At 62.4% G+C, this 25,474-nt stretch carries 27 protein-coding genes; 11 read left to right on the plus strand and 16 right to left on the minus strand.

Going from position 1 to position 25,474, the window contains the following annotated elements; all coding sequences use genetic code 11:
* Positions 1 to 9: 9 nt before the first annotated feature.
* From PCA31118_RS23900 to PCA31118_RS23910, 3 genes are all read right to left on the minus strand, one after another.
* On the minus strand, positions 10 to 1,278 hold the full coding sequence (locus PCA31118_RS23900; protein ID WP_150627458.1) for an MFS transporter: 1,269 nt from the start codon (positions 1,276 to 1,278) through the stop codon (positions 10 to 12).
* A gap of 99 nt (positions 1,279 to 1,377) precedes the next feature.
* On the minus strand, positions 1,378 to 1,704 hold the full coding sequence (locus PCA31118_RS23905; protein ID WP_246190411.1) for a hypothetical protein: 327 nt from the start codon (positions 1,702 to 1,704) through the stop codon (positions 1,378 to 1,380).
* A gap of 243 nt (positions 1,705 to 1,947) precedes the next feature.
* On the minus strand, positions 1,948 to 3,003 hold the full coding sequence (locus PCA31118_RS23910) for a porin (RefSeq protein ID WP_150627459.1): 1,056 nt from the start codon (positions 3,001 to 3,003) through the stop codon (positions 1,948 to 1,950).
* Positions 3,004 to 3,423: 420 nt separating this feature from the next.
* On the opposite strand from PCA31118_RS23910, the gene PCA31118_RS23915 reads away from it, so the two are divergent.
* The 6 genes from PCA31118_RS23915 (at position 3,424) to PCA31118_RS23940 (ending at position 11,148) form a co-directional block, all read left to right on the plus strand.
* Positions 3,424 to 4,338, plus strand: coding sequence for a helix-turn-helix domain-containing protein (locus PCA31118_RS23915; RefSeq protein WP_044455173.1), 915 nt, complete (start codon positions 3,424 to 3,426; stop codon positions 4,336 to 4,338).
* Between the two features lie 235 nt (positions 4,339 to 4,573).
* Entirely contained in the window at positions 4,574 to 6,232 is a 1,659-nt protein-coding gene (locus PCA31118_RS23920) for a hypothetical protein (RefSeq protein WP_150627461.1), read from the plus strand.
* Between the two features lie 374 nt (positions 6,233 to 6,606).
* The gene (locus tag PCA31118_RS23925) at positions 6,607 to 7,329 is read left to right on the plus strand and encodes a gluconate 2-dehydrogenase subunit 3 family protein (protein ID WP_044455175.1); all 723 of its coding nucleotides are present in this window, start codon (positions 6,607 to 6,609) and stop codon (positions 7,327 to 7,329) included.
* A 3-nt stretch (positions 7,330 to 7,332) separates the two neighbouring features.
* Positions 7,333 to 9,108 (plus strand): GMC family oxidoreductase, encoded by a 1,776-nt coding sequence (locus tag PCA31118_RS23930; RefSeq protein ID WP_150627462.1) that lies wholly within the window; start codon positions 7,333 to 7,335, stop codon positions 9,106 to 9,108.
* A gap of 11 nt (positions 9,109 to 9,119) precedes the next feature.
* Positions 9,120 to 10,538 (plus strand): c-type cytochrome, encoded by a 1,419-nt coding sequence (locus PCA31118_RS23935; protein ID WP_246190412.1) that lies wholly within the window; start codon positions 9,120 to 9,122, stop codon positions 10,536 to 10,538.
* 142 nt (positions 10,539 to 10,680) lie between these two features.
* Positions 10,681 to 11,148 carry a hypothetical protein gene (locus tag PCA31118_RS23940; RefSeq protein ID WP_150627463.1) on the plus strand — a complete coding sequence of 156 codons (468 nt, stop codon included), beginning with the start codon at positions 10,681 to 10,683 and terminating at the stop codon, positions 11,146 to 11,148.
* Between the two features lie 45 nt (positions 11,149 to 11,193).
* Here PCA31118_RS23940 and PCA31118_RS23945 read toward each other — a convergent pair whose 3' ends face one another.
* Both PCA31118_RS23945 and PCA31118_RS23950 read right to left on the minus strand, forming a co-directional pair.
* A complete protein-coding gene (locus PCA31118_RS23945; protein ID WP_150627464.1) occupies positions 11,194 to 12,510 on the minus strand; it encodes an MFS transporter in 1,317 nt (438 codons plus the stop codon).
* Between the two features lie 79 nt (positions 12,511 to 12,589).
* Positions 12,590 to 13,489 carry a LysR substrate-binding domain-containing protein gene (locus PCA31118_RS23950; protein WP_150627501.1) on the minus strand — a complete coding sequence of 300 codons (900 nt, stop codon included), beginning with the start codon at positions 13,487 to 13,489 and terminating at the stop codon, positions 12,590 to 12,592.
* A 283-nt stretch (positions 13,490 to 13,772) separates the two neighbouring features.
* Between PCA31118_RS23950 and PCA31118_RS23955 the strand changes: the two genes are divergently transcribed.
* From PCA31118_RS23955 to PCA31118_RS23965, 3 genes are all read left to right on the plus strand, one after another.
* On the plus strand, positions 13,773 to 14,450 hold the full coding sequence (locus tag PCA31118_RS23955; protein WP_246190413.1) for a LysE family translocator: 678 nt from the start codon (positions 13,773 to 13,775) through the stop codon (positions 14,448 to 14,450).
* Positions 14,451 to 14,658: 208 nt separating this feature from the next.
* On the plus strand, positions 14,659 to 15,756 hold the full coding sequence (locus PCA31118_RS23960) for a linear amide C-N hydrolase (RefSeq protein ID WP_150627465.1): 1,098 nt from the start codon (positions 14,659 to 14,661) through the stop codon (positions 15,754 to 15,756).
* A gap of 197 nt (positions 15,757 to 15,953) precedes the next feature.
* Positions 15,954 to 16,355: a YkvA family protein gene (locus PCA31118_RS23965; protein ID WP_425495399.1), complete on the plus strand. Its 402-nt coding sequence runs from the start codon at positions 15,954 to 15,956 to the stop codon at positions 16,353 to 16,355.
* A gap of 311 nt (positions 16,356 to 16,666) precedes the next feature.
* Here the strand turns inward: PCA31118_RS23965 and PCA31118_RS23970 are convergent, their stop codons facing one another.
* From PCA31118_RS23970 to PCA31118_RS24015, 11 genes are all read right to left on the minus strand, one after another.
* A complete protein-coding gene (locus tag PCA31118_RS23970; RefSeq protein ID WP_150627466.1) occupies positions 16,667 to 17,938 on the minus strand; it encodes a tyrosine-type recombinase/integrase in 1,272 nt (423 codons plus the stop codon).
* Positions 17,887 to 18,093: an excisionase gene (locus PCA31118_RS23975; protein WP_150627467.1), complete on the minus strand. Its 207-nt coding sequence runs from the start codon at positions 18,091 to 18,093 to the stop codon at positions 17,887 to 17,889. The genes PCA31118_RS23970 and PCA31118_RS23975 overlap by 52 nt, the downstream gene beginning before the upstream one ends.
* A 724-nt stretch (positions 18,094 to 18,817) precedes the next feature.
* The gene (locus PCA31118_RS27135; protein WP_174990586.1) at positions 18,818 to 18,973 is read right to left on the minus strand and encodes a hypothetical protein; all 156 of its coding nucleotides are present in this window, start codon (positions 18,971 to 18,973) and stop codon (positions 18,818 to 18,820) included.
* Positions 18,974 to 18,979: 6 nt separating this feature from the next.
* On the minus strand, positions 18,980 to 21,739 hold the full coding sequence (locus tag PCA31118_RS23980) for a toprim domain-containing protein (RefSeq protein ID WP_150627468.1): 2,760 nt from the start codon (positions 21,737 to 21,739) through the stop codon (positions 18,980 to 18,982).
* A 361-nt stretch (positions 21,740 to 22,100) separates the two neighbouring features.
* Complete coding sequence (locus tag PCA31118_RS23985) at positions 22,101 to 22,565, minus strand: hypothetical protein (RefSeq protein ID WP_150627469.1); 465 nt, start codon at positions 22,563 to 22,565, stop codon at positions 22,101 to 22,103.
* 13 nt (positions 22,566 to 22,578) lie between these two features.
* Positions 22,579 to 22,839, minus strand: a complete 261-nt coding sequence (locus PCA31118_RS23990) for a hypothetical protein (RefSeq protein ID WP_150627470.1) — start codon at positions 22,837 to 22,839, stop codon at positions 22,579 to 22,581.
* A 154-nt stretch (positions 22,840 to 22,993) separates the two neighbouring features.
* Positions 22,994 to 23,209, minus strand: coding sequence for a hypothetical protein (locus PCA31118_RS23995; protein ID WP_150627471.1), 216 nt, complete (start codon positions 23,207 to 23,209; stop codon positions 22,994 to 22,996).
* Positions 23,210 to 23,309: 100 nt separating this feature from the next.
* On the minus strand, positions 23,310 to 23,564 hold the full coding sequence (locus PCA31118_RS24000; RefSeq protein ID WP_150627472.1) for an Ogr/Delta-like zinc finger protein: 255 nt from the start codon (positions 23,562 to 23,564) through the stop codon (positions 23,310 to 23,312).
* Complete coding sequence (locus tag PCA31118_RS24005; RefSeq protein WP_150627473.1) at positions 23,561 to 23,755, minus strand: hypothetical protein; 195 nt, start codon at positions 23,753 to 23,755, stop codon at positions 23,561 to 23,563. The genes PCA31118_RS24000 and PCA31118_RS24005 overlap by 4 nt, the downstream gene beginning before the upstream one ends.
* A gap of 28 nt (positions 23,756 to 23,783) precedes the next feature.
* Positions 23,784 to 23,975 (minus strand): hypothetical protein, encoded by a 192-nt coding sequence (locus PCA31118_RS24010; protein WP_150627474.1) that lies wholly within the window; start codon positions 23,973 to 23,975, stop codon positions 23,784 to 23,786.
* A 22-nt stretch (positions 23,976 to 23,997) separates the two neighbouring features.
* Positions 23,998 to 24,201, minus strand: a complete 204-nt coding sequence (locus PCA31118_RS24015; RefSeq protein ID WP_150627475.1) for a hypothetical protein — start codon at positions 24,199 to 24,201, stop codon at positions 23,998 to 24,000.
* An 83-nt stretch (positions 24,202 to 24,284) separates the two neighbouring features.
* Here PCA31118_RS24015 and PCA31118_RS24020 point away from each other — a divergent pair, with 83 nt between their 5' ends.
* Both PCA31118_RS24020 and PCA31118_RS24025 read left to right on the plus strand, forming a co-directional pair.
* A complete protein-coding gene (locus PCA31118_RS24020) occupies positions 24,285 to 24,701 on the plus strand; it encodes a helix-turn-helix domain-containing protein (RefSeq protein ID WP_150627476.1) in 417 nt (138 codons plus the stop codon).
* Between the two features lie 59 nt (positions 24,702 to 24,760).
* The gene (locus tag PCA31118_RS24025; protein WP_150627477.1) at positions 24,761 to 25,474 is read left to right on the plus strand and encodes a hypothetical protein; all 714 of its coding nucleotides are present in this window, start codon (positions 24,761 to 24,763) and stop codon (positions 25,472 to 25,474) included.

Raw genomic sequence — 25,474 nt, forward strand, 5'->3', positions numbered from 1 at the left:
GGTGCCGCATCATTCGAGTTCTGCGCCTTTGAGTTCGGGAATGAGAAATCGCGTGGCGATCATGTCCAGGACATACAGGCTTGCAAGCAGCGCGATGGCGATCTGGAACGAGTAGCGCGTGGCGAGCGCGCCGACGACGAGTGGACCGAGACCGCCGATGGCGCGCCCGATGTTCCACAGCACGTTCTGCGCAGTGGCTCGCGCCGCCGTGGGATAAGCCTCTGACATGAGCGTGCCATAGCCGCCGACCATGCCGTTGACGAACATTCCCATGAACGCGCCCGCGAAGAGCATCACCGTCGGATCGGTCAATTGCGAGTAGACGATCACCATGACGACGGCGCCTGCCTGATACAACAAGAACGTGGGGCGACGGCCGATGCGGTCCGCCAGTTGGCCGAAGGCCCAGACGCCGAACATCATGCCGATCACCGTGGCGGCGGTCCACAGGCCCGACTTCGTCAGCGAGAAGCCGAGCTTCTGCGAGAGAAAGGTCGGCAACCAGATCATGATTCCGTAATAGCCGAAGTTCTGCACCGAACACAGGATCACGATGCCAAGGCTCACGCGCGTGGTGCGGGCGTCTTTCACGAGCAGACGAAACGCGTTCGCGCTGCCGTGACGCGATGCCGGGTCCGTGCGACGCACGAAGACTTCCGGCTCATGCAGCTTGTTGCGCAGTACCCAGGCGACGAGCGCGGGCAGCACGCCTACGACGAACATGCCGCGCCAGCCGATGTACATGAGCAGCAACGGCGTGAGCAGGGCGGCGGCGAGCACGCCGGTCTGCCAGCCGAGCGCTACGTACGACGAGACGCGCGCGCGTTTGGAGGCGGGCCAGGCTTCTGCCGCGAGTGCCATGCCGATGCCGAACTCGCCACCCAGGCCGATGCCCGCAATCGTGCGATAGACGAGCAGGTCCCAGAAGCCCTGCGCCAGCGCACACAGGCCGGTGAAAACGGCGAACAGCAGAATCGTCCACGTCAGCATGCGCACGCGACCGTAGCGATCCGAGAGCGCGCCGAAGAGGATGCCGCCGGCGACCGCACCGATCAGCGTCCATGTGACCAGTGCCCCCGCTTGCCCTGCGCTCAGATGCAGGCCGAGCGTGATGGCAGGCAGCATGAAACCGAGAATCAGCAGATCGAAGCCGTCCATCGCATAACCGATGGCCGATCCCGCGAGTGCTTTCCATGCGTACGGTGTGACGATGTCATCGCCCGGCTTGGCCGAGTCGCCGGTGCGATGCGCTCGCGTTGTGTTCAGATTGGCTTCCATGATCGATTCCCGTGGGAGGCAAGGGCTTCGTCTGTTCACGAAGCGGACTTGTCAGATTGTCTATATTTTTAGACGATCAAGTGAAAAAAACGCGTGACGTCACGCGTAGACCTCGGTCGTCGACTGCGTGGCGAAATGGTTGAGTGCGGCGAGAAAACGGGTGTCGGACTCGACGGCCGCATCGCGCAGCAGCGTGGCGTGTGTTCGAGTGCGCGCGAGAAAGGCGTGAAACGTTTCGCCGCTGGTCGCTACGCCCGTTTGGCGCTCCGCGAACGTCTGCGCCGCCTGTGCGAGCAGGAGCAGCGCGGCGGATTCGCGCGTGGCGGTACGCGACGCGTTCAGACAGCGTGCGGCGAAATCCTCGATGTCGGACAGACCGACCGTGTCGCGCTGTAACCAGGCGCATGCGAGTTGCAGATCCATCATGAACTCCATTTGTCTAAATATTTAGACTAAACGAACCCGACAGGGCAGGCAAGGCGAAAATAATCGGGGCTAACCCTGATGTCGGGCGGTCGTGGCGACACGCCTCGCACGCCATCGTGCATGCCCGCGCAGGGCGCTTTGTGGGCGCTTTGTGGGTGCTGTGTGGGGCTGTGCGAGCCGCCGGCGGGCGAAAGCGCGTGAAGTCGCCCGCCGGAAAACATCGCGATATTGCGATTCGCCGCGTCAGAAGCGCACGCGCATACCTGCGCCGTACGTCTGTCCCGTCGACATATCGCTCATGTGGTCGTACTTGTACGCCACGTAGACGTCGGTGCGCTTCGAGAGGGGGTAGTCGTAGCCGAGCGCCCACGTCGTGCGGCGCTGGTTGTCGCCGGAACCGCTCGAGCCGGTGTAGGCCACCGACGCCAGCACGCTGCCCGGACCGACCGGCACCGATGCGCCGAGCTGCCCGGTGTTCGCGTGGAAATTGCCGCTCGTTGCCTGGCTGGCGACCAGCATGTACTGCGCGAAGACCTTCACCACACTCAGGTCGTACGAGAGGCCGAGCTGCACGGTGTTCTGATTCGTGAGGCCGGTCACACCGGGCAACTGCGAGCCGAAGTCACCCGGCGTTGCGCTGAAGTTCACGTACTGATAATTCACCGCGGCGGCGAACGGACCGTTGGCGTACGTGAGTGCGGCAGCCCACTTCTTCGCGCTGTGATCCGACGCGCTATTGCCCGTGGCGTACAGCAGCGTGCCGGCAAGACCGGCGTACGTGGGTGTCGTGTACGCGATGGCGTTGTTCCATGCCGAATCGCCCACCACGCCTTGCGTTCCCAGACCTTTGTAGGTGTGGAAGACCATCGGCGAGAAGGTGTACGAGTTGTTGAACGGGTTGAACTGGATCGTCGCGAGGTACATGGGCGTGGTGATCCGCCCGATGCGCAACGTGCCAAGGCGCGTGTTGGACAGCCCCACGTAAGCGTTGCGCGAGAAGAAGCTGTCGCCCGCAAAGCGCCCGTACGTCCCGTTGTTCGGCTGGAAGTAGCTCTCCAGTACGAACAGCGCACTATTGCCGCCGCCCAGATCTTCCGTGCCCGACATGCCCCAGTACGAGGTCGTCATGCCGCCGCCTTGCTGCACGACCGCGGCGTTGCCGCCGGGGTTCTTCATGGAGCCCACGTAGGCGTCTGCCAAACCGTAGAAGCTCACGCTCGATTGCGCATGCGCGGTGCTTGCAAGTGCGACAGCGCCCACTGCGGCGGCGCCCGCCACCTTGTGCCAGGTTTTCATCATTCCCTCTTTGTTTGTATAAATTTCTGGACGGCGCGCAGGCTATCACCCCCTGCGCCTCAGGTCATCCCCCCTGTGAGCCTGCTGGCCGCTGCGAGTCGCGGCATTCTCACGCGATGGGTGACCGTGTCCGGAATCGTGCGTAAATCTAAAAAAATAGACAACCGGAAAAATATTCCGTGAGCAGAGGTAAGGGGGCGTGGGGGAGGGGCGAGGGGGGACCGGTATAATCCCGGCACTGCAATGCGGGCACCGCATGCGCTGGCAGATGGCGAGCGCACGCCGCGTGGATCGGTGCGGATGACGTGGATGGTGTGGACAGTACGGACAGTACGGACAGTACGGACGGTAGCGATGGCACGCAGAGTCATGCGCCGCACTTCGCACGACGCAGTATCGGACATGTATTCGACAGGAGGCGATTTGAATCGGGCAGCAACGACATCCCGCGCACCGCGTGGCGCGCGCTTCAATTTCCGAGCCATTGGCGAGCGCTTGCGCGCCTATCGACTGGCAGCGGAGTTACGCAGTGAGGATGTCGCGGAGCAACTCGATATCTCGCGCGCGGCCATCTACAAGCTGGAGCGCGGCGAGATCGTCAAGATCGACACACTGGAGCGGCTGGCAGCACTGCTCGGGGTGTCGCTGGCCAACCTGCTCGGCGTGGAGGTCGAATATCACGACTCGGCCGTCAGCTACTTCGAGCGCATGCGCCAATTGGAAAGTCGTTCCGAGCGCATCGTGGCGCATTTCGATCCCATTTCGTTTCTGTTGACATCCGACGATTACGACATCTGGCTGCGTCATATGCTCGACGAGAGCATTCCACCGACGCTGGCCGACCGGCATTGGGAAAACACGATCAATCGCGTGCTGGGGATCTTGCAGGAGCGTAAGTCCAGTTTCACGCGTCAGCGGCTCGCGGTGACGAGCCTGATCGGGCTGCGTCAGATCGAGCAATTCCTGCATCACGGGCTCGTCGGTCGGCTGGGGCTGCCGCCGGGCGTGCAGTTGGAGCGCAAGATGGCCGCACGCCGCGAAGTCGCGCGCATCGTCGAATTTCTGGAAGCCGATACTGCCGGCGTGCAAATTGGCATCGTCAGCGACAACATGCCCAACGAGACGTTTCAGATTTTCGAGGCTCAGGGCGAAGCCTACGTCGCGGTATCGCCGTTCCGTCTGGGCGAGTTGCCGAATCTGCGCACGGGCATCGCGACCATCACCACGTCGCCGGACGGCGTGGGCATGTATCGCGCCATGATCGACCGCCTCTGGGCCGACTCCGCGAAGGGCAAGGAAGGGGCGGCATTGCTCGGCCAGTTGCTCGCGCGCTTCTGAACATCGCCGCAGCCCTGCCGCTTCGGCGCGCGCTTCCATTTGCACGCTTCGCCAGAAGGCATCGAGCGCTGCGCACCTGGGACGCGCGCCCCGGGCGCGGCCCATCACCCGCGTACTGGAATGTCCTCAACCGGTGCCGCAAAGCGAAGCCATTCCCCACAATCGAAATCCATTTGCGGTAATCCTGCCTAATCTCCGTGCCCGAAGGCCATCCGGCCTTGCTAACAGGAGATCAATGATGGGAACACTCTTCGGCGGCATCGGGGGCGCGTCATCGACGCCCGTGCTCATTCGCGGCACGCGCTCGCCGTGCGATTGCGGACACAGTTTCGGCTCTGACTTCACACGGCTCGGCGCGGCGTCGGCAACGCCCGTCGGGGCATGCGGCAAGCCGTGGCAGACCTATCCGTCGCGTCGGCAAAGTGCCGAGGACGCCAATGGAATTTCGTTCGGGCAATGGCAGGCGCAACGCGCGCGCGACCAATGCGCCGCGGACGATCTGAGGGACACGCCGTTGATCCCGGGACAGATCGCGCAGCGCGTAGATGGCTGGCATGCCTCGTTTCAGGACGCCGTCGTGCATGACGTGGTGTTCGAGGACCGCCGTACCGAAGCCATGCGTCAGGTGCGCTACGGGGTGCCGCCTGCCGAGACTCCCTTCGTGCGCACGTTCGGCAACGCAGCGGTGCTCGATCAACTCGAGGCCATTGCCTATGTGAACGACGAAATCGAACGCGTGCAGGCAGCGGTGAGCAAGCTGTCAAAGGGCCCCGCAAGGGCGATGGGGCAGCACAATCTCGACGCTCTGGTGTCGCTGCGCGACACGATGCTGTCGCTCACGACCGGCCTGCACGCTCGCAAGTTCCAGGAACTCAGGGTCGAGCTCAACATGCTCATCGCGCTCAACGACATGGCGCGCGAGGCACGTCAGGAACTGACGAACGGCGGAGCGGGCACGCCGCTTCGTCTCAAGGTTCGGGGCGGCAAGCTGGTACTCAAGCCCGCGACGTCGAAGTCGCGCTTTCAAAAGAACCAGATTCGGGCACGCAACGATGCGGCGCGTCTGGCCCTGCTGCTGGGCGAGCCCGCGGGTACGCCGATTTCGCTGTCCGACATTCATGCCAAGGGATTCGGCCAGTACGAGTATTCGACGGTGCTAAGCAGTGCGCGCACGGCGATGCCGGGACAACACACGTCATGGCTGGGTGAACGGGCACGCAACATCGATACGTGGAAGTGTGCTTCGCGCGCCCTGCAATCCGACCTCGAACAAACGCACGGCGGCAAGCAACTCGGCGCACTTCCGGTACACACGCATGACGATAGTCGGCTCGACGACGTCGATGCCGCGACCCGTGGGCCTGAGGCGGAACCGCCGGAAGCAAGGGTCTCCGGGGCCTCCGGGGCGATGACGACGCCGGAGGGCGGGGCCGCCGCTGCGCCTGCTGTCATTCTGGGAACGTTCGATGTCCTGGAGGACGGCACGCTCGTGCCCGAGCGCAAGACGACCTCGTCGATGTCTTCGACTGCCTCGAAGACATCGAGCACCTCGGGCACCTCCAGGGCCGAGGTGGCGGCAGCGCGCCCGCGCAAGCGTGCGTCATCGCAGCGTCGACATCGTCTGGCCGATGAATTCATTGCCGCGCATGCGGGACGCGCCGGGCGTCTGAGCATGATTCTGGAGCGGCCGACGTTCGTCGAGCGTCTGCATGAGTCCGACGCGTTGCAACGGGAAACTGTGCCGCCCGGCGCGTCGGAAACCACAGGTGCACAAATGCCACAGGAGCAATGGCTGCGCCAGGGGGCGCGTCCAAAGACATATCGCGTGTCGTCTTCCGACGACGAAGGCTCGCCACCCCCGCTGCCGCGAACGCAGCCGCCACATAGCGGCTAAGCCGATTGCTCCATCGACCTGACTGATTGAGCCGCCACCGCACACGGGGCGGCTTTTTTATTGGTGGCGCGCATCGGTTCCCGCAGTTTTCGCGCTGGCGGCGCGCACGTGAAAACGCCGCATATTTTGCGTGTCGAAACCCTGCGCGCACGCGTAATAGTAAATATTTTAATTATCTGCAAGCCTTTTCAATCAATCAGTTGCGTGATTCACGCAACAATCTCTTTCTTTGCCATGTAGGGAACTTGTCAGTAGAATGGCCGCGTTGTTAATAGCGCTACGCGAGGTGAATAGCCTGTCAGGTTTTCTTCACGCATGGCGAGCCACCGCCTGACTGTCATGCGTGATTCGTCCCCCCAAAAACGGAGAACTCCATGTCACAGGACAAGGAACCGCGCCGGCGCTTTTTGCGCCAGGTGCTGGCGATCGTGCCTGCCACGACTCTCGCCACCGGTGCGACGCTGACGCAGTCCGCCTGTAGCAGCGAATCCGCTGCCCCCGCCGCCGCTTCCGGCAAATCTTACGAGCCCAAGTACTTCACTGCCGACGAATGGCGTTTCGTGAACGCTGCCGTCGACCGTCTGATTCCCGCAGACGACCTCGGCCCGGGCGCGCTGCAAGCCGATGTGCCGCAGTTCATCGACCGGCAGATGGAAACGCCGTTCGGTCACGGCAAGCTCTGGTACATGCAGGGACCGTTCCACACCGATCAGCCGGCCGAGATGGGCTACCAACTGAGCCTCGTGCCGCGCGACATCTATCGTCATGGCATTGCCGCGTGCGACGCCCACTGCAAGAAGCAGTACAACAAGGTGTTCGCCGATCTGGATCACGCCACACAGGAAGCCGTGCTGAGCGATCTGGAGCACGCCAAGATCGAATTCGACGCGGTGCCTGCGCGCACGTTTTTCTCTTACCTGCTGGCCAATACGAAGGAAGGATTCCTCTCGGACCCGATTCACGGCGGCAACAAGGACATGGTCGGCTGGAAGCTCGTGGGCTTTCCCGGCGCGCGTGCGGACTTCATGGATTGGGCCGACCAGCCCAACGTCAAATACCCTTACGGGCCCGTGTCGATTTCCGGAAAGCGGGGCTAAGTCATGGCAATCAAAAAAGACAAGGTCGATGCCGTTATCGTGGGCTTCGGCTGGACCGGGGCCATCCTCGGCCAGGAATTGACGGACGCAGGGCTCAATGTCGTGGCGCTCGAGCGCGGCGCGATGCGTGACACGCCGACCGACGCCCAGTACCCCAAGGTCATCGATGAACTCGAGTACTCCGTGCGCGGCAAGCTGTTCCAGGAACTCGCGCGCGAGACGGTTACGATTCGCCATACGCCAGACGATCTCGCCGTGCCCTACCGCCAGAACGGCTCGTTCCTGCTCGGCAATGGCGTGGGCGGCGCGGGCTTTCACTGGAACGGCATGCACTACCGCATCCTTCCCGAAGAGCTGAAGCTGCGCAGCCATTACGAAGAGCGCTACGGCAAGAAGTTCATCCCCGAAGGCATGACGATTCAGGACTTCGGCGTGAGCTACGAAGAACTGGAGCCGCACTTCGACTTTGCCGAGAAAGTCTTCGGCACCTCGGGCAAGGCGGGCAACCTCAACGGCAAGATCGTGCCCGGCGGCAACCCGCGCGAAGGTGCGCGCTCCAGCGAGTTCCCCACGCCGCCGTTGCAAAACACTTACGGCGCGCAGCTCTTCGAAAAGGCGGCGCGTGAAGTCGGCTTCAATCCGTATCCGGCGCCCGCAGCGAACACCTCGCAGCCCTACACGAATCCGTATGGCGTGCGGCTGGGACCATGCAACTTCTGCGGCTTTTGCGAGAACTACGGTTGCTACATGTATTCGAAGGCGTCGCCGCAGACGACCATCCTGCCGGTATTGCTCAAGAAGCCGAATTTCGAACTGCGTCCGCACTCGTACGTCGTGAAGGTCAATCTCGACAGCGACGGCAAGAAGGCCACCGGCGTGACCTATATCGACGCCCAGGGCCGTGAAGTCGAGCAGCCCGCAGATATCGTCATCATGGCGGCGTATCAGTTGCACAACGTGCGCTTGCTGCTGCTCTCCGGCATTGGCAAGCCATACGACCCGAAGACCGGCGAGGGCGTGGTCGGCAAGAACTACGCTTACCAGATGAACGGCGCGATCAACGTCCTGCTGCCCAAGGGCACGCAACTCAATCCGTTCGTCGGCACCGGCGCGGGTGGGGTGTCGATGGATGACCTGAACGGCGACCAGTTCGACCACGGGCCGCTGGGTTTCGTTGGCGGCGCGAGCATTCGCCACATCCGCTACGGCGGACGCCCGATCAAGATGACCCCCACAGTGCCCGGCACACCGGCGTGGGGCAGCAAATGGAAGGCGGGAATCGCAGACGCCTATCAGCGTTACATGACCATCGGCATTTCAGGTTCGGTCATGTCGTATCGCGACGCATGTCTCGATCTCGATCCGACCTACAAGGACGCTTACGGTGTGCCGCTGCTGCGCATGACGTTCGACTGGCACGACAACGAATACAACATGCTCGGTTACATGGGCGACCGGATGGAGGAGGTCGGGCGCGCGATGAACCCCGAGAAGGTGTTCCGTGCGATTCGCAAGAAGGGCACACATTACGACACACGGATTTATCAGAGCACGCACACCACGGGCGGCGCCATCATGGGCACGAATCCGTCGAACAGCGTGGTCAACCGGTATCTGCAAAGCTGGGATGTGTCCAACGTGTTCGTGATGGGCGCGTCTGCGTTTCCGCAGAACATGGGTTACAACCCCACGGGCGTGGTGGCGGCGCTGGCGTACTGGTCCGCGAAGGCGATTCGCGAGCAGTACCTCAAGAACGCCGGCCCGCTGGTGCAAGCCTGAGGAGCGCAACCATGATCCGCAAAACGATGATGAAACGCTCAGCCGGCATGCTCACGGCCGGTGCGCTCGCGCTCGCCGCCGTGGCCGTCTGGGCGCAGAATGCCGCCGCGCCCTCGGGCGCTGCCGTCTCGCCGGTGCCGACGCCGTCAGTGCCGGCCTCGACGGTGGACGCCACGCAACCGACACCGCAGGCAACGCAAACGCCCGCCGCAAACGATCCTCAGGCGCAGCTCGTCAGGCAAGGGGAATATCTCGCACGTGCGGCCGACTGCGCCGCGTGTCACACGGCGCCCAAGGGCAAGCCGTTCGCCGGCGGCTTGCCGATCGCCTCGCCCATCGGCACGATCTATTCGACGAACATCACGCCTGACAAGGACACCGGTATCGGCAGCTACAGCCTGGAGGACTTCGACAAGGCCGTGCGTCATGGGATCGCCAGGAACGGCGCCACGCTGTATCCCGCCATGCCGTACACGTCGTACGCCAAGGTCCGTCCTGCGGACGTGAAGGCGCTCTACGCGTACTTCATGAACGGTGTGCAGCCCGTGGCGCAGGCGAACAAGGCGACGGATATCCCGTGGCCGATGTCGATGCGCTGGCCGTTGTCGATCTGGCGCAAGATGTTCGCGCCGGCCGTTGTCGCCGATGCGGCATCGACGGACAACGACCCGATCTCGCGGGGGCGCTATCTCGTCGAAGGGCTGGGCCATTGCAGCGCATGCCATACGCCGCGCGGCTTCGCCCTGCAGGAAAAGGCGCTCACCGACGACAGCACGGCGTTCCTTTCGGGCGGTGTGGTCGACAACTTCCTCGCGAAGAATCTGCGTGGCGATCCCACCGACGGTCTGGGCAACTGGACGCAAGGCGATATCACCGCCTTCCTCAAGGGCGGGCGCAACGACCATTCCGCTGCGTTCGGCGGCATGTCGGACGTGGTGCAGCACAGTACCCAGCACATGAACGACGACGACCTCGCCGCCATTGCGAAGTACCTGAAGACGCTCAAGCCGGTCGATCCGAACGCGAAGGCGCTCGCGTATGACGACACCGTCGCCAAGGCGTTGCGCGTGGGGTCCGACAAGAGCAACGGCGCGCTCACGTTCCTCGATAACTGCGCGGCATGCCACCGCAGTACGGGTAAGGGCTACACGCAAACGTTCCCCACGCTCGCGCTCAGCTCGACGGTGAACTCGGTCGATCCGACCTCGCTCATCCACATCGTGCTGCGTGGTGCGGAAATGCCCTCGACGAAGTCGGCACCGACGCACTACGCCATGCCGGGCTTCGACGACCGTCTCACCGATCAGGATGTGGCCGATGTGCTGACGTTCGTGCGTTCGAGCTGGGGCAACAAGGCACCGGCGGTGACGGCGGCGCAAGTAGCCAAGGTGCGCAAGGACGTCGGCGCTACGCCGCAACCGCAGCGGTAGGCGGGGCAGGTCGCGAGGAGGCTGTGCGGGCCGGTGTGCTTAGGCATATGCATGGCGTTTGTGATGGAATGAAGCTCCGCCGGTCTGGCGACTGGCGGAGCTTTTTTGTTGTCGATGCACTTTCGATGTCAAGGAGGGCGGTGTGCCGTTCGTTCTTTTGGCGCTTGTCGTTTTGGCGGGCATTGGGTACGGCGCCGTACGGCTCTATGCCGCCGTAGCGTTGCGCTTCGGCACGCTGGCCGCGGTTGCCACGATCGGCGCGTGCGTGCTGATCGTAGTGTGGCTCGTCGTCGATGCCGTGCGTCGCTATCGCGCCGTGCATGGGGTTCGACGTGACGGAAAGCGGCTCGTGAGGATCTCAGGCGGCTGGGGGGAACTTGCGATCGATGCGGATCGCAAGATGGGCGAGCTACGCGTCGATGGTCGGCAGACACGGTTTGTATTCTCGGACGTGACGTCTGCGCATCCGGTCAGCGACAGCGGACAGTGGTCGCTCGCGATCGAACTCGCCCACAACGCGCAACCGCGCTGGCAGGTGCCGATGCCCGGTCGCGCGGCGGCGCAACGCTGGACGAAGATATTTCGTCTGGCGAATGCGCACAGGCTGTAAGGGCGCTCACCTCGCTGATGTCGTTTTTGACGTTGCTCATGCCGCTCAGGCCTCGACCGTCGCCGGCTCACGCATCGACGGCACGACACTCTCGTCGTTGATGGGGAAGTGAAGCGCAGCTGCCACGGCGCCGAGGACGGCCGTGGCAGCCCAGATCAGGTTGTACGAGCCGGTCACATCGAGTACGAAGCCGCCGAGCCAGGCGCCGAGAAACGAGCCGACCTGATGGCTCATGAAGCACACGCCGAAGAGCGTGCCCAGATGCTGCGTGCCGAAGACTTTCGCCACCAGTCCGCTCGTGAGCGGGACGGTCCCGAGCCACGTGAGGCCCATCACGGCGGCGAAGATCACCACGCTGGCGTCCGACTTCGGCAAGACGAAGAAGAGTGCAATCGCGGCGCCGCGAATGAGGTAGAGCCAGCCAAGCACATGATGCTGCCGGTAATGTCCGCCGAGCCAGCCGCACGCCCAGCTCCCCACCATGTTGAACAACCCGATCAGCGCGAGCGCCGTGGCGCCAAGTCCGACCGGCAGATGACACATCAACAGATAGCCGGGCAGATGCGTGGCGATGAAGGCGAGCTGGAAGCCGCACGTGAAGAAGCCCAGCGTCAGCAACCGATAACCGCGATGGGCGCACGCTTGCCGCAGTACGTCGCGCAGTGACGTGTGCGCTTGCGCGTCGTGCTTCTGGTCCTTGGAGTGCTTGCCGTGCTTTGTCGCAGCGAGCGACGCCGACGCCGGGGCTGCATCCGTCGTCTTCCTGCGGTAATGCATCGTCATGAGCAGGCCGAGCGGCGCGGCACAGCACAGCACCAGCGCGAGCACGAAGAGCGACGTGGAGACGCCATACGTCTGACGGAGTCCTTGCGCGACCGGCACGAGCGCGACTTGCCCCAGCGAGCCGCCGGCGCTCACGAGGCCCATCGCCATGGTGCGCCGCTCCGGTGTCACGGCGCGGCTCACCGCCGGCAGTACGACGCCAAACGTGGTGCAACTGATGCCCAGCCCGACCAGCACCCCCAGCCCGAACACGAGCCAGACACCGGATGGCGCGAGCGCAGCCATCGCCAGTCCTGCGGCAAAAGCGATGGCGCCGAAGGCGACCACGGGGCCGGGACCATGTCGGTCGGCCATGGCGCCGGCAAAGGGCTGTGCAAACCCCCACACGAGGTTATGCAGCGCGATGGCGAAGGCCACCAGTGTGACGGGAACCCCGCGATCGTACGAAAAGGGATTGATGAACAGCCCAAACGTCTGGCGGGTGCCCATCGCGGCGCTGAGCACCAGGGCGCCGGCAAGAATGATCAGGGTGACGCGGCCTTGCAGCGAAGGCGACGGGGAAATTGACGTTCGCGACATGATGATGAGTCCTCCTCACCGAAGTCTCGCAACGAAATCCCCATCTGGCAAAGGAGTTGTATGAGTTAGCAGGTGAATTTCATTCACCCTGATGCGTGCCCGCCTGCTCGATCACCCAGTCACGAAACGCCACGCATCCGGGGTGTGGCTCGATGTCCCGGGCGCTGATCAGCCAGTACGCGCCTTGCGACTGTGTGGTGACGTCGTGCGCGCGCACGAGCGCGCCTCTGGCGAGGTACTCATCCACGAGGGGGCGGCGGCCTATGACCACGCCGAGTCCTGCGATGGCGGCTTCGAACGCCATCTGAATGCTGTCGAAGCTCAGCCCGCCCCGGGTATCGAAGTCGTCGATACCGGCGCCTTCGGCCCAGACCTGCCAGTCTTCGCTCGCGCTGCTCACGTGGATGCGGGTCGTGGCTCGCAGGTCGAGGTTGCCGTCCGCGTCCGCGTGCATCGTCTGATAGGCCGGGCTGCATACGGGCACGAAGCGTTCACCGAAGAGGCGGTGCCACGTGTCGCTCGCGACCGGCGCGCGCGACAGGCGGATCGCGAAGTCGAAACCGTCGATCGGAAAGCCGACCTGACGGCGCGACGTGTCGACCGTGATGTCAACGCCGGGCATGCGTCGCATGAACATGTCCAGGCGCGGCAGGAGCCAACGCGAGGCGAGCGTGGGGGCGCAGGTGATGGCGATGGCGCGTGAGGCGTCCGGTGTGGGCAGGCGGCGGGTGCCGGTGAGCAGCAGCGAGAACGCCTCGGTCACGTAAGCGAGGTAGTCCACGCCCTCGGGGGTGAGCGTGAGCCCCTGCGGCGAGCGCGTAAAGAGTGCGACGCCCAGCGTCTGCTCCAGCCCGACGATGCCGTGGCTTACCGCACTCGGCGTAAGGTGCAGCTCGGCGGCGGCGCGTTTGAAACTCTGGTGGCGTCCCGCAGCTTCGAACAGGCGCAGGGCGGACAGCGGTGGCAGACGGGGCGGCATCGGATGGGTGTCGGGCGTTCGGTGAGCGCGTGCCAACGAGGTGGCGGTGTTGCAGGACATCCGGGATATCGGAGGATATCGGGTACGCGCCTCAAGCGATCGCATCGATAGCGTCGTTCGGTTGGCGTCGATTCTCGCACGATGCTGCCGCTTGCGGGGACGACGCCACCGTCGCGCCGACCCCATGGGCGACGACGGACCGTACAACTGTCATGGTCGCAAGCCGGTACAGGCCCGTACGGATTCGGCGAACTGTACCGGGTGTCGCGGGACCGGCGTGCCTATGCTGTGGCTCCGCGTCATTTTCAGCGTTTTGCCGGTGGCAGCGCTCACGCGGCGCTACCCACTCCCACTGACGATCATGACGACCGAACAATTGCTGGCCTTCTGTGCTTTCGCTGTCATCACACTGGTGACACCGGGCCCGAACAACATGATGATCCTGACCTCAGGGCTGAACTACGGCTTCATGCGCACGTTGCCGCATCTGGCCGGCATTGCCTTTGGGTTTGCGTTGATGGTGTTTTTGACGGGGGCGGGGCTGCATACGGTGTTCGTGCGTTTCCCGGTGATCCATACCGTCCTCAAGTACGTGGGGGCGGCGTACCTGCTGTGGCTGGCGTGGCACCTCGCGCGCTCCGGTCCGATGGACGGTGAGCGCCGTGGGCGTGAGCGCCCGCTGGGATTTATCGGTGCGGCGGCATTTCAGTGGGTCAACCCGAAAGCGTGGGTCATGGCGGTCGGCGCGATCAGCACCTATTTGCCCAACGCGTCCCATTTGCCGGATGTTGCGTTGCTCGCCGTCATTTATGGCGCGCTTGGTGCGCCGTGCATCGGCTTGTGGGCCGGGTTCGGTGTGGCCATGCGTCGCGTGCTCACGGATGCGCGCTCGGTGCGCGTGTTCAATGGCGTTGCGGCGGCGCTGCTCGTGGCATCGCTTTATCCGATTCTCGTGGAGTGAATGGCGGGCGTGATACGAGGCGGTGCGAGGCTGTCCGGGGAAGTGAGCGGCGCAATGCAGATGCATCCGACAAATGCCTGCCAGGCGAATTCCGTCGTTATACTGACGTTTCTTGCGTATTCCTTGCTGCCACCCCAACACCGCCTTAAGCAGCCTTAAGCCGTCTTAAGCAGCCTTAAGCCGCCTTCCCCCTCCGTGAGGTATCGCCATGGCTTCGAAGCTCGTCAGCGTTCTCTCATCGCTTCCCAAAGTCTCTTGTCTCGTCGCTGCCGCAACGCTCGCCATCTCCCCTCTGTCGTCGCTTGCCTGCACACGCGTGGTCTATCTCGGCGCCAACGACGACGTGATTACCGCGCGCTCGATGGACTGGAAACTCGACGTCGCCACGAACCTCTACGTCTTGCCGCGAGGCATCGCACGTACCGGCGAGGCCGGGCCGAACTCCATTCGCTGGACGGCGAAGTACGGCAGTGTCGTGTCGACCGGCTATGACGTGTCGACAACGGACGGCGTCAACGAGAAGGGGTTGTCTGCGCAATTGCTTTGGCTTGTGGAGTCGCAGTATCCGAAGTTCGACAAGGACGCGAAGCCCGGGCTGACGATTGCGGCGTGGGCGCAATACGTGCTCGACAACTTTGCGACGGTGAGCGAGGCGGTCGCTGCGCTGGAGAAGGGGCCGTTCACGATCGTCACGGACAACGTGCCGGGCGAGGACCGTCTCACGACACTGCATCTGTCGATGTCGGACAAATCGGGCGACAGCGCCATTGTCGAGTACATCAATGGCCGGCAGGTGATTCATCACGGCAGGCAATATCAGGTGATGACGAATTCACCGACGTTCGACGAACAACTCGCGCTCAATGCGTACTGGAAACAGATCGGTGGCACGACGTTCCTGCCGGGAACGAACCGTGCGTCGGACCGTTTTGCGCGTGCCTCGTTCTACGTCAATGCGATTCCCAAGAGCGAGGATCCGGTGCAGGCGCTCGCGAGCGTGTTCAGTGTGATTCGCAATGCGTCGGTGCCTTACGGGATTACGACGCCGGATCAGCCCAACATCTCGTCGACCCGCTGGCGTACGGTGGTCGACCACAAGCGAATGTTGTACTTCTTCGAGTCGGCGCTCACGCCCAACACATTCTGGGTGGATCTGAAGAAAATCGATTTTTCCGCGGGGTCGCCGGTCAAGCGGCTCGACCTCGGTAAGGATCAGCGCAACACGTTCAACGGTGAAGTGTCTGCCGACTTCAAGGTCGCGCCGCCGTTTCCGTTTCTCGGGCTGAATACGAAGAAGGCGGGGTGAGGGCGGCGGCAGGGGCAGCAGTGGCGACGACAGGGGGAGCGTAAGGGGGAGCGTAAGGGGGAGCGTAAGGGGGGAGCGACACGTTGCCGAAGCGTTGTCGGGTAGTGTCGGGCAGCGCAATACGCAGCGCCCTGAGCTGCTTTCGCCGCCTGGCGGGACTTTTGAAGTGAATATCTGCCGTTTTTGGGCGGGTCGACATGGAAAGTCGCATTCAGATGATGCTCGGGAAGTTCAAGGCATGGACGCGAACGATCAGACGCGACGCTCACGTGCTGTATCTGGCCGCCCGGGATCCTCGCGTGCCTTGGTACGCGAAGGCGCTGGCGCTATTCGTGGCGGGATATGCGCTCTCGCCCATCGACCTGATTCCCGACTTCATTCCTGTCATCGGACTGCTCGATGACGCGATACTGGTGCCCCTTGGCATCGTTATCGTCCTGAAGCTGATCCCGCCGGACGTGCTGGCGGAACTTCGCGCGACGGCCGCTGCGACGCAAAGACCGGTGAGTCGCGCAGCGGCGGTAGTCATTGCCATGGCGTGGGGCGTGGCCATTGTGGCTGGCGTTTGGTTCGTGTATCGGCGGTTCGCGGCGCAATGACCGCGAATGAGAGGCTCGGCGGCGGGGCGGGAAACGGGGAGACGGGGAGACGGGAGGCGGGAGACGGGGAGACGGGAGTCGGGAGGAGGTAAAGGGTCCGTGGGCCGTTCACGAGCAACACGAGTAACGCCGAGCATCGCTTTGTGGCACACGCGAGCGGTGGCCTATGCCCGGACGCCGCGCCCGGAAATGAAAAACGGGCCCGAAGGCCCGTATTTTCAAGCGATTTGACCGTCTTTCGTTGTCGTCGACGGTCAAGGAATTGGTGGAGCCGGCGGGGATCGAACCCGCGCAGTGCATGCCGGAAACGCTTATGCAGTAAGGGTTTCCGGATTCTGGTTGTCGTCGCGTGCCGTCGGCGTGCCATTTTCACCGGCTGGCGCAGATGCCTGGGTCCAATCGTTCACGAGCTGATAGCCGGTGCCGTGGCGGCTATTAGGAATCCACTTTCCGTAATGGCGGAAGATCATTTCCACGTCGACGTGCCCCATTTGGTTGGCGACCCACCACGGGTTCTCGCCTTTGGATAGCAGTGTCGATGCGTACGTATGCCGCGTCTGGTAGGGGTTGCGATATCGAACCCCAGCCTTCTTCAAAACGTAGATCCACGACGTTTTCCGAATTTGCGCATCGGTCTCCCACGGCGCACCTGTTTTCGGGTTGTGGAACACTCGATGACCGGCGAGGAAGGTGTGGGCCTTCTGAGCCTCGAGCGCTTCACGCGCGGCGGGCAGCAGTAGGACCTCCCGTGTGCCGGCCGCAGTCTTCGTCCCTTTTTCCTGCTTGACCACCACGGCACGTTGGACTTTGACGCACCCGTGAATCCAGTCGACGTCGCCCCATTCGAGGGCGATCAACTCCGAGGTGCGTAGCCCTGTCCAAAGCGCAAATTGGTACAGATTGCGGGCCTGGCCTTCGGCCGCACCGAGGATAGCCAGCTTCTCGGCCGCGTCGAACGGATCGACCACGTAATCGGATTTCTTCGAGGTTGTTGCCAGCAGCTTGTTCAACGCGATGCGGTCGAGTGGATTGCTTTCGATCAGCTCGTCGTTTTTCGCATCGTCCAGGATCGAGCGCAGAACCGACACAACGTTGCGGGCCGTCTTTGCGGTTGTCCCGAGTCCCGCTATCCACTCACGAAGCATCGCCGGACCCAACTCGCGCAGCGGCACGTTGCTGAAACGCGGCAAGATCTGGCCGTTCACGATCTTGCGATAGCCATTGACCGTAGAGGGCGAGAGCTTGCCGTTTTTAACCGCCTGGTCACAGCCAGTGAGATAACTGGTTGCGCGCACGCCAACTGTGGCCCTCGAAACGACGTGTCCGAACAGCTTGGCGCGTGGCGAGTCAGGGAAGTACTCGTTGTACTGAAACGAATCCTGCTCGATCTTGCGAATGATCTCCCGTCTAAGTCCGTCGGCGTACCGGATGTTAGCCACAGTCGGCTCCAGGCGGAGGCTCTCTCTGCATCGCACACCGCGAAATGTGAAGTCGATTTGCAACGACTCCACATTCATATGCGTCCGGATTCTCACGCCCCTCGGAGGGCTCCTATCGTCGCTCTTGCCCCTTGTTCCACCCATCGTTCCACCGCCTCAATGTTGATCCACAGGTTGCCGTCATCGGCAATCCTGCAATGCACGCCGTCGACAAACTGCCCTTTGCGGCGTTTCGCATGCACTGCGTCTGGCGTGTCGCCCGACAGCTCGCAGTACTTTTTCAGCTTAACCCATTTCATGAGCATTGCTCCCCGGCCTTCGGGGCGAATGGGGTGACCACACGCAGCGCAACTCGTGGATTCGTGGATGGGCCCCCATCGAATATTAAGTCTCTGAATATAAAGAAAATAATTTCCACGAGTTTCCACGAGTCGACTCGTGGAAGGGGGTAAAACTCGTGGATTAAAAAATAGGCACATGTGCCGACTCGTGGAAAAGATGCCCCGACTCGTGGATGCTTGTATGTGCCCGTTTCGATCCCTTTCTTCTCTGCTTTCTCTTTCTTCTTCAATAATTTAAGAGAGAGAGAGGTATGGAAACGAGGCGAATCTCGCAGAATATGACTCGTGGAAAAAACTGGGTGACTCGTGGAAAAAACACCCCAACTCGTGATGCATGTCTTCTCAATAATCAAGGACTTAGCAGTGGCAAGCCATGATATCCACGAGTTAAGCGCACTCCCCGGTCTACCCTTGCGCAAAATCGGCTCCCGGCCGGCCCCCACCTTCCCGGTCGGCAGTTCCCCGGGCCTACCATCACTCGCAGGGGGTACGGGGGAGTTGGCGAGGGACGACGTGCACGCGCCGGCCGCATTACCCGTAGACAGCTGCGCGCGGCCGGCAAGAATCGCGACGGCGAGCGTTGCGTAGGGCGGTGCAGGCAACTGGCGGGCCGTTGGCCCGAAGGCTGGAGATGGATCGATTAGAGCGGCCGTGCCGGCCGTAAATGAAGCGATGCGGGGCATTACCATGCCCCCGCGAGGCCGTCGAGTTGGCACAGGGCGCAGTTGGCCAGGACGCTGTCGCCGCAGCGGATTGCGGCGAAGAGGACTTGGCGAAGCATGAGGCGCTTGCGCGCGACATCGGCGACGCGGCGCATGGTGAGCGAGGTGATTGGCATTTCGGATCAATCCTTGCGAACGGCCACGGCCAGGCCGAAATTCTTGATGCGGTCGAGCGAGATGGCCGACAGGTAATTGACGCGGCGGTTGTGAATCGTCCGCTCGTGTTCTTTCTCACCGACGATGACGCCGGCAGACTGGATCTGTTTCTTGAACACGCGGTCACTCTTGACCGGCAGGCCGTTCCATTTCTCGCGCAGCGCTGATGAGTGCGCGATGTGGTCCATGATGTGGCTCGTGCGCACGAGTAGGCACGGTTCGCCGTCGACGTCGTCGAAGGCGTAGGGGTGCTTGAAATTGCTGGCGTCGATCTCGGAGAGCGCGGTCTCCATGATCCACACCCAGGGCTCCCGGTCGGCGCTGGTCTCCGCGATGTGCGTGTTCATCTCTGCGAGAAGGTCTTTTGGAAAGCCGCCCTCGTCGCGGTCCATACCCGCAAACTCGCACAAGTAGCCCCATGCGAGCAGCACGGCCGCATAGTTGCCGGCCATGCGCATGGCACCGTCGTCGTTGCCGCTCGCGCGGCTGCGGTTCAGGCAGAAATCGCGCATATCGCGATACTTGGCCAGCACCTCTAGGCGATTAAGGCCGGCCAGAAATTCGAGCCACTGGCGAAGCGGAAAACGCGGCAAATCGTCGGGCATCATCGGCCCCTTCTTGCCGGTCAGCGTGGTGCGCACCAACTTGCCGAGCAGACTACGCACGGGCACGTCTTCACCGGCGAGCATGACCGGTGCCGACAACAGATATTCGGTCATGTCAGTGCCGCGTCGCGTCACCGTGTATTGGTAGTTCTCTTGCAGCAGGCCGACGGCTTTGTCGATGACGTCTTGTCGACGTGCCGACAGTTCTTCCCATCCGACTGGGTGGCTGGTGTGGCTGATGCTGGTGAGCAATCGGAATTCGGTTTGCAGGCTCTGGCCTGAAAACATCGTGAAGGCGAGTGAGCGTTCGAGGCGTTTGATGAGCGTTGATTTACCCGCCCCCTTGTCCGCCTGCACGGTCATGTGCGGCCAGAAGCCCAGGAGAGCTTTCAGGTGCCCGCCGAGCGACCACACCAAGGGGATTGACGCAGCGTTCTGCTTGAACGTGTCCTGGTACGCGTTGACGACTTTTCGTGCATCGGTCCATGGCCCCGAAGGGAAGGTCAGATTGTGGTAGGGGCACTGCTTGTCAGCCTCGGTGAAATAGCAGTCCGGCCCTTCGTTGACGATGAGCTGGCCATCGCGCCAGGCGAGGCCGACGAAGTTGGCCGCATGACGTGCGCCGAGGTGCGCGGTGCGCTCGAGAATGTTCACCATGCGCTTGAACGGCGCCGGCGACCAGATCGGCCCGAACTTGCCCCACTGGTCGACGTTGTGGAGCTGGTCATCGAGCATCACTTTGCGGATGAGCTTCGCACCGTGACGCGGCGTTTGGACTGACACGGCGAAATAGACGGTTGGGGACTGGTCGGGGTCTCCGGTCATGGTCGACGTCGCGCTGGCGACCGATACGCGGCTCAAGGAAGCGACGCGAAAGCCGGCGAGGTCAACGATGACAGGCGTCTCAGCTTCTGCCCCTTCTTCCTTGTTCATCTTCGAGACATAGCTCGTGAAGTCCGGACGCACTCGGAATTTCCAATACTGCGCAAAGTCGTGCGCGGGAAGGAAGACGCGCTTCTTGCCTTTCACGGATGCATCGCCAGCGAGACCTGGGATAAGCCAGTGCTCATGGACGTCGAGCGCCGAGGCAAGCTTCTTCGCGCCGCGAAGGCGCAGGTAATCGTTCACGTCGTTGATCGGCTTTTGCTCCGTGGAGCCGTCGGCGAGGTCGGCAGACCAGTGCGCCTGGTCAACGAGCATCGCGCTGATGTTCATGGCCGTCAGACGTTCGTGCAGTGCCCACGCTGCCTCGGGGCCGGGGCGATGTCCCGCACGTGGCTTACCGTCTTCGATAGGTTCGTCGTTGTCGAAGCAGATGACTACCTGCTTGTCCTGGAGAAACGAAAAGTCGATGTGCTGTACGTTGCCGATGCCCCGAACGGCGAACGATGCGGTGCCAGGGATGCCGCAGGTATCGACCGACAACGCATTGACCGAGCTTTCCACCACGATCACGCGATGGGCACGCTTCAGTTTGCGCCAGTCTGCTGTCCAGCCGTAGCCGTCCTTGGCTCCCTGTGTCTGGGTCTTGACGCCACCGTTTGCGGCCGGGTCCAGGTAGCGCATGTCGACGGCGACAATCTGGCCGGTGTCCTGAGTGCGGACGATGAAGGCAGCAGCAGACCCGCCGTAGCCGACGTCGCCGGCCGTGAGCTTTTGGCTGGTCCAGTCATTGAATCCGAGCGAGCGCGTTGCGATGGCCGCATCAAGCGCCGCATCGCCGATTTCACGCCCCTTCAGATACTCACGGGCGCGGCCGCTGTCGGCCATGCAGCGATCGGCAATGTAATCCAGCGTCGATTTGCGCTCTTGCTCCTTCGCCTCCGGCTTGTCGAAGGAGATGCCGAAAGCTTCATGCAGCCAGCGCATTGCTTCGCCGACGGTACCGCCGCGAACGTAGATGACGAGATCCACGCACGAGCCGCCTTCGCCAGAGCTGTGATCTTTCCAGCAAGTGCCGTGCTTCGGATGATCTTGGAGGATCGAAAGCGACGGGCTTTTGTCTTCGTGCTTCGGTGAGTGATAGAGCGCCTTTTCGCCGCCTGGCGCACGTTTGAGTCCGAGGCGCTCAGCAAGCTCGTGAAGATTGATGCGTAGTTTCAGTTGCTCGATGGATGCCATTGTTCTATTCGGTATAAGAGAAGCCGGCTTGCGCCGGCGGGATTACTTTTTCTGTTGTTTGGGTGGAGCTGCCGGCGTTCGTCCGCCAAGCCATTCGCGGAACGGTCGGCGGACTTTCGCAACGAAAAGGGCAGCGGCTCGCTGGTTCGTATCCAACTCGGAGCGCGAGTTGATCTCGCATGCCAGATAAACGAACTCGATGGCGTCCGCCTCAGTGCAGGGTTGCCCGCCCAAATCCGAAAGCCAGCGATGGAAGTCCGGAGATGCACACCAAATTCCAGCCAGCTGCGCGAGACCTTTCATACGAACGGTCCGCGAGCAGATGGACGAGATGGCGTTACGTCGCGGACGCATTCGGAGTTCATGGGGTACATGTGAACACCTCTCCAGCGGGAACTTGTCGTGCCGTCGCCAACGCGAACTCATGCGCCGCAAGCTGCTCGCGACGCGTGGTGATCTTTTGCAGATCGTCCGTTAGCGTCAGTCCGCGTGCGATGGCGCGGAATTGGTCGCCAGTGACACCCAAGCGCTTGTCTGCGATGAATCGCTTTCCGACCTCGGAAACGGCGATTGCAGCGTCGGAGAGCGCTTCCCGAACGTCAGGGGTGAAGTAGGCGACCGCGAGTGCCTGGCCAACATTGATGCGGAAGGCGAGCGTGTGCCACGACTCCTCCGTCGCGATCCCCGTGCGGAGCTTCTCTAGTTCCTCGTGTGGCACGAGCATGAGCTGACATTCGGCCGCGCCGTTGTGGCGAAGAATGACCGGAATGCGCCGCTCGGTCGGAACGTACGCGCGGCGTTGTTTGCGGTGCTTGCTGGTTGGCATCTTCGTCTCCCGATCAAGCGTGACCTGCCGGAAATTCCGACAGCTCGACAACGAATGGAACGACCAGGCGTTCCACGGTGAGGCCGAAGCCGTACGTCCAGCCACCGTCCATTTGAGGCAGCGGGCACACCGTGGGCCGGTAGCCGAGGGCGTGGCCTGCATCGATGGCTTCCTCGAGCGTGCGGCCGCGATGCTGAAGCATGAAGTGCACCGCAGCGGCGGGGACGAGGAACTCGGGGAATGAGGCGGGCAAGCCGAAGGTGCGAATGTTCATCGGGCACCCCCAAGCCAGGCGACGACGCGTGCTATCACGTGACGAATGCCGCGCCGACGAACGTACGGGCCATCGATGGTGTAGCCACCAAGGGCAGAGCGGTGAATCAGGTCACTACGGATATTGCGGTGGCGCATGATTACTCCAGCTGTGGTTATTCGCGGTCGCCGGCGGCGAGACGCTTTGCGTCGGGCCCGGTGAACTCGCGGGGTTGCGGCAGCGGCGCGGCCGGCCGGTTTAAGGCGCAGCGGGCGACGATTGCCAAAGTGGTTCGCATGAACGGGGAGAGCGCTTCGACCGGCGTTTCTTCCAGCCCCATCGCTCGTTGTGCGCGACGCAGCTCGTCGGGCGAGAAAGCATCTGCATTCATCGTTGTCGCCTTCCGTTCAAGAAAATTTGGGCAAAAAAATCCCCTCGCGCCGTAGGGGGCACGATGCGAGGGGCAACTCGGGGTGATTCGGTTTTGCGTGTTACGCGGTGCTGTCCAGCAGATCCAGCTGCCGGTCGTCGTCTTGCTCCAGCTTTGCCTTACCCGCCGGGATAAATACGGCTGGATCTGGCGACTGGCTCGGTGCGAGCGTGTGAACGATCGAGAGCAGCGCCATGCAGGTGAAGGCGCATTCAACGTTCTCGCACTGGAAATACAACTGTCTCGTCTGCGGAGACATGGTGCGGCTGGTGCGAATCTTCAAACGTCGCGCGCAGTGTGGGCAAATCAGTTTCATTGCGCGCTTCCTTGCGTCTTCACTTCGTACATGGCGCGGCGTCGGCCAGAGACGCGCTCCATCTGTTCACGCATACGTGCTTTCAAAAGCCACGTGGCAGCTTCTTCCACGCTCGGTAGATTGAGCGCCGCGCGGATTCCCTCGATCAATTCCAGCTCGCTGTCGCTGACGGCAATTTCAAGTTCCGGCATCTGATGAGCGGCTCTTCGTCGACTTCGATTACGCGGCGTCGCGCGATACATTGCTCGCCAGGCCAAACGCTTCGGACGCTTGGCGCAGCAGCAACTGGCGGGCGAGCGTGGCCGGCTGTTCGCCGAGGTACTGCGCCATCGATGTGATGACGGCCAGCTCAGCGTCGTTGAGCCGCAGCGTCATCCGGTTGTCGCGGACACTTTTCGGATCGAGATACACGGTGGCCTCCATTCGGAGCAGATCAGGAACGGGCAGCGGCCTGCGCCTTGTAGACGGAGAGGCCGAGCAACACGAGGCGACGCACGACGCTCGAGGCAGAGCAGCGCTCTGCGTCGGAGACGCTCAGAACCTCGGCGCGCTCGCTCGAGGTGAGACGGGTGTAAAGCGGCTTGTCCGACATAACGCCGCGAGGAGCGCGGCGCAGCGGCTTCTTTTCAGAGGTCATGGCGATATACTTGGGAGAATTAACCTTGCACAAACACATTATTTGCAGAAATCTGCAATATGTCAACATGGATTTGCAGAAAAATGCAAATTAACGACAGGCTTGCCGCCGAGCGGGAGCGTTTGCGTCTCACGCAAACCGAGATGGCGAAGCGCTTAGGCGTTGCGTTTCGTACTTACTGTGACTACGAAGCGGGAAAGAGCCAGCCCAAAGCCGGCACGCTGGTCGCCGCGCGCGATATCGGCGTCGACGTGCTGTTTGTGCTGACTGGCGAAGTCAGTCCATCAGCGCTGTCTGCCGACGAAGCAGACCTGGTGCGACGTTTTCGTGAGGCGACTGATGCAGTGAGGGCAGCGGCTCTCGGCGCGCTTATCGGTGGCGCAGCTCCGGCGACCGTCCGACAGAATTTCCACGGCGGCGTGAACATCGGCCAGCAGATCACGGGTGACGTGACGGCACCTCAAACATTCACGTTCGGCGGCACCAAGAAGAAAAAGTAGTTCTTTACCAGGTTTGGCCCCGCAAGCACGCCAGAGTGCGTGGGGCAAGGATTTCGGGGATGAACGAGCAAAACTTCCACAGTGACGTCGGTCAGGTGGCCGGCGGCAGCATAGTCAACACCACACACGGCCCATCTCAAAGCAACGTCATCACGATTAACGGCATGGCTCCTCCGGAGAAGCCGCCGACGATCACGGACCTCCAGCGGCAAGCCATTCGCGCCAAGGCGAAACCGATAGCCGAAGCGGGCGGTATTGAGCTGCTGGACATATACCGGATAGTCTTCACGCGGTTTGGTATCGAGCGCATCCGCGAATTGCCTAGGGCGGAATTTCTCAACGCGATGGCGTTTCTCAGCGACCTCGAGAAGGGGGAGAGTGATTCGGATTCCGCTGCCGAAGAAGAGCCTAGCGCCGCAACGACTTCACATGTGCCCGCAATTCACTTCCACCCAGCGCCCTGCCAGGGCTGTGTCGGGCTGACAGGTGAACTCGCATTGGTGGAGAAACAAGCACGCGCCGCGCGCGTTTGGGCGGGAACCGCTATTACCGCGCTATTCGCGGTCTCTGCGGCCGTTGCAGGTGCCTTTTACACGGGGAGCATTGAAGCGAAGGCGCGCATCGGAAAACAGGTGTGCCACTTCGCCGATGGCGTCTATTCCGTAGGCAGTGTGCTGCCGATAGCAGGGAGCAAGACACGAGAGTGCCTGCCTGACGCGAAGGGAAACGGCGCGCATTGGGAGACCGTTGGCACGCCGGTCACGAAGCGGTAA

Source organism: Pandoraea captiosa, from assembly GCF_902459775.1.
Taxonomy (GTDB): domain Bacteria; phylum Pseudomonadota; class Gammaproteobacteria; order Burkholderiales; family Burkholderiaceae; genus Pandoraea; species Pandoraea captiosa.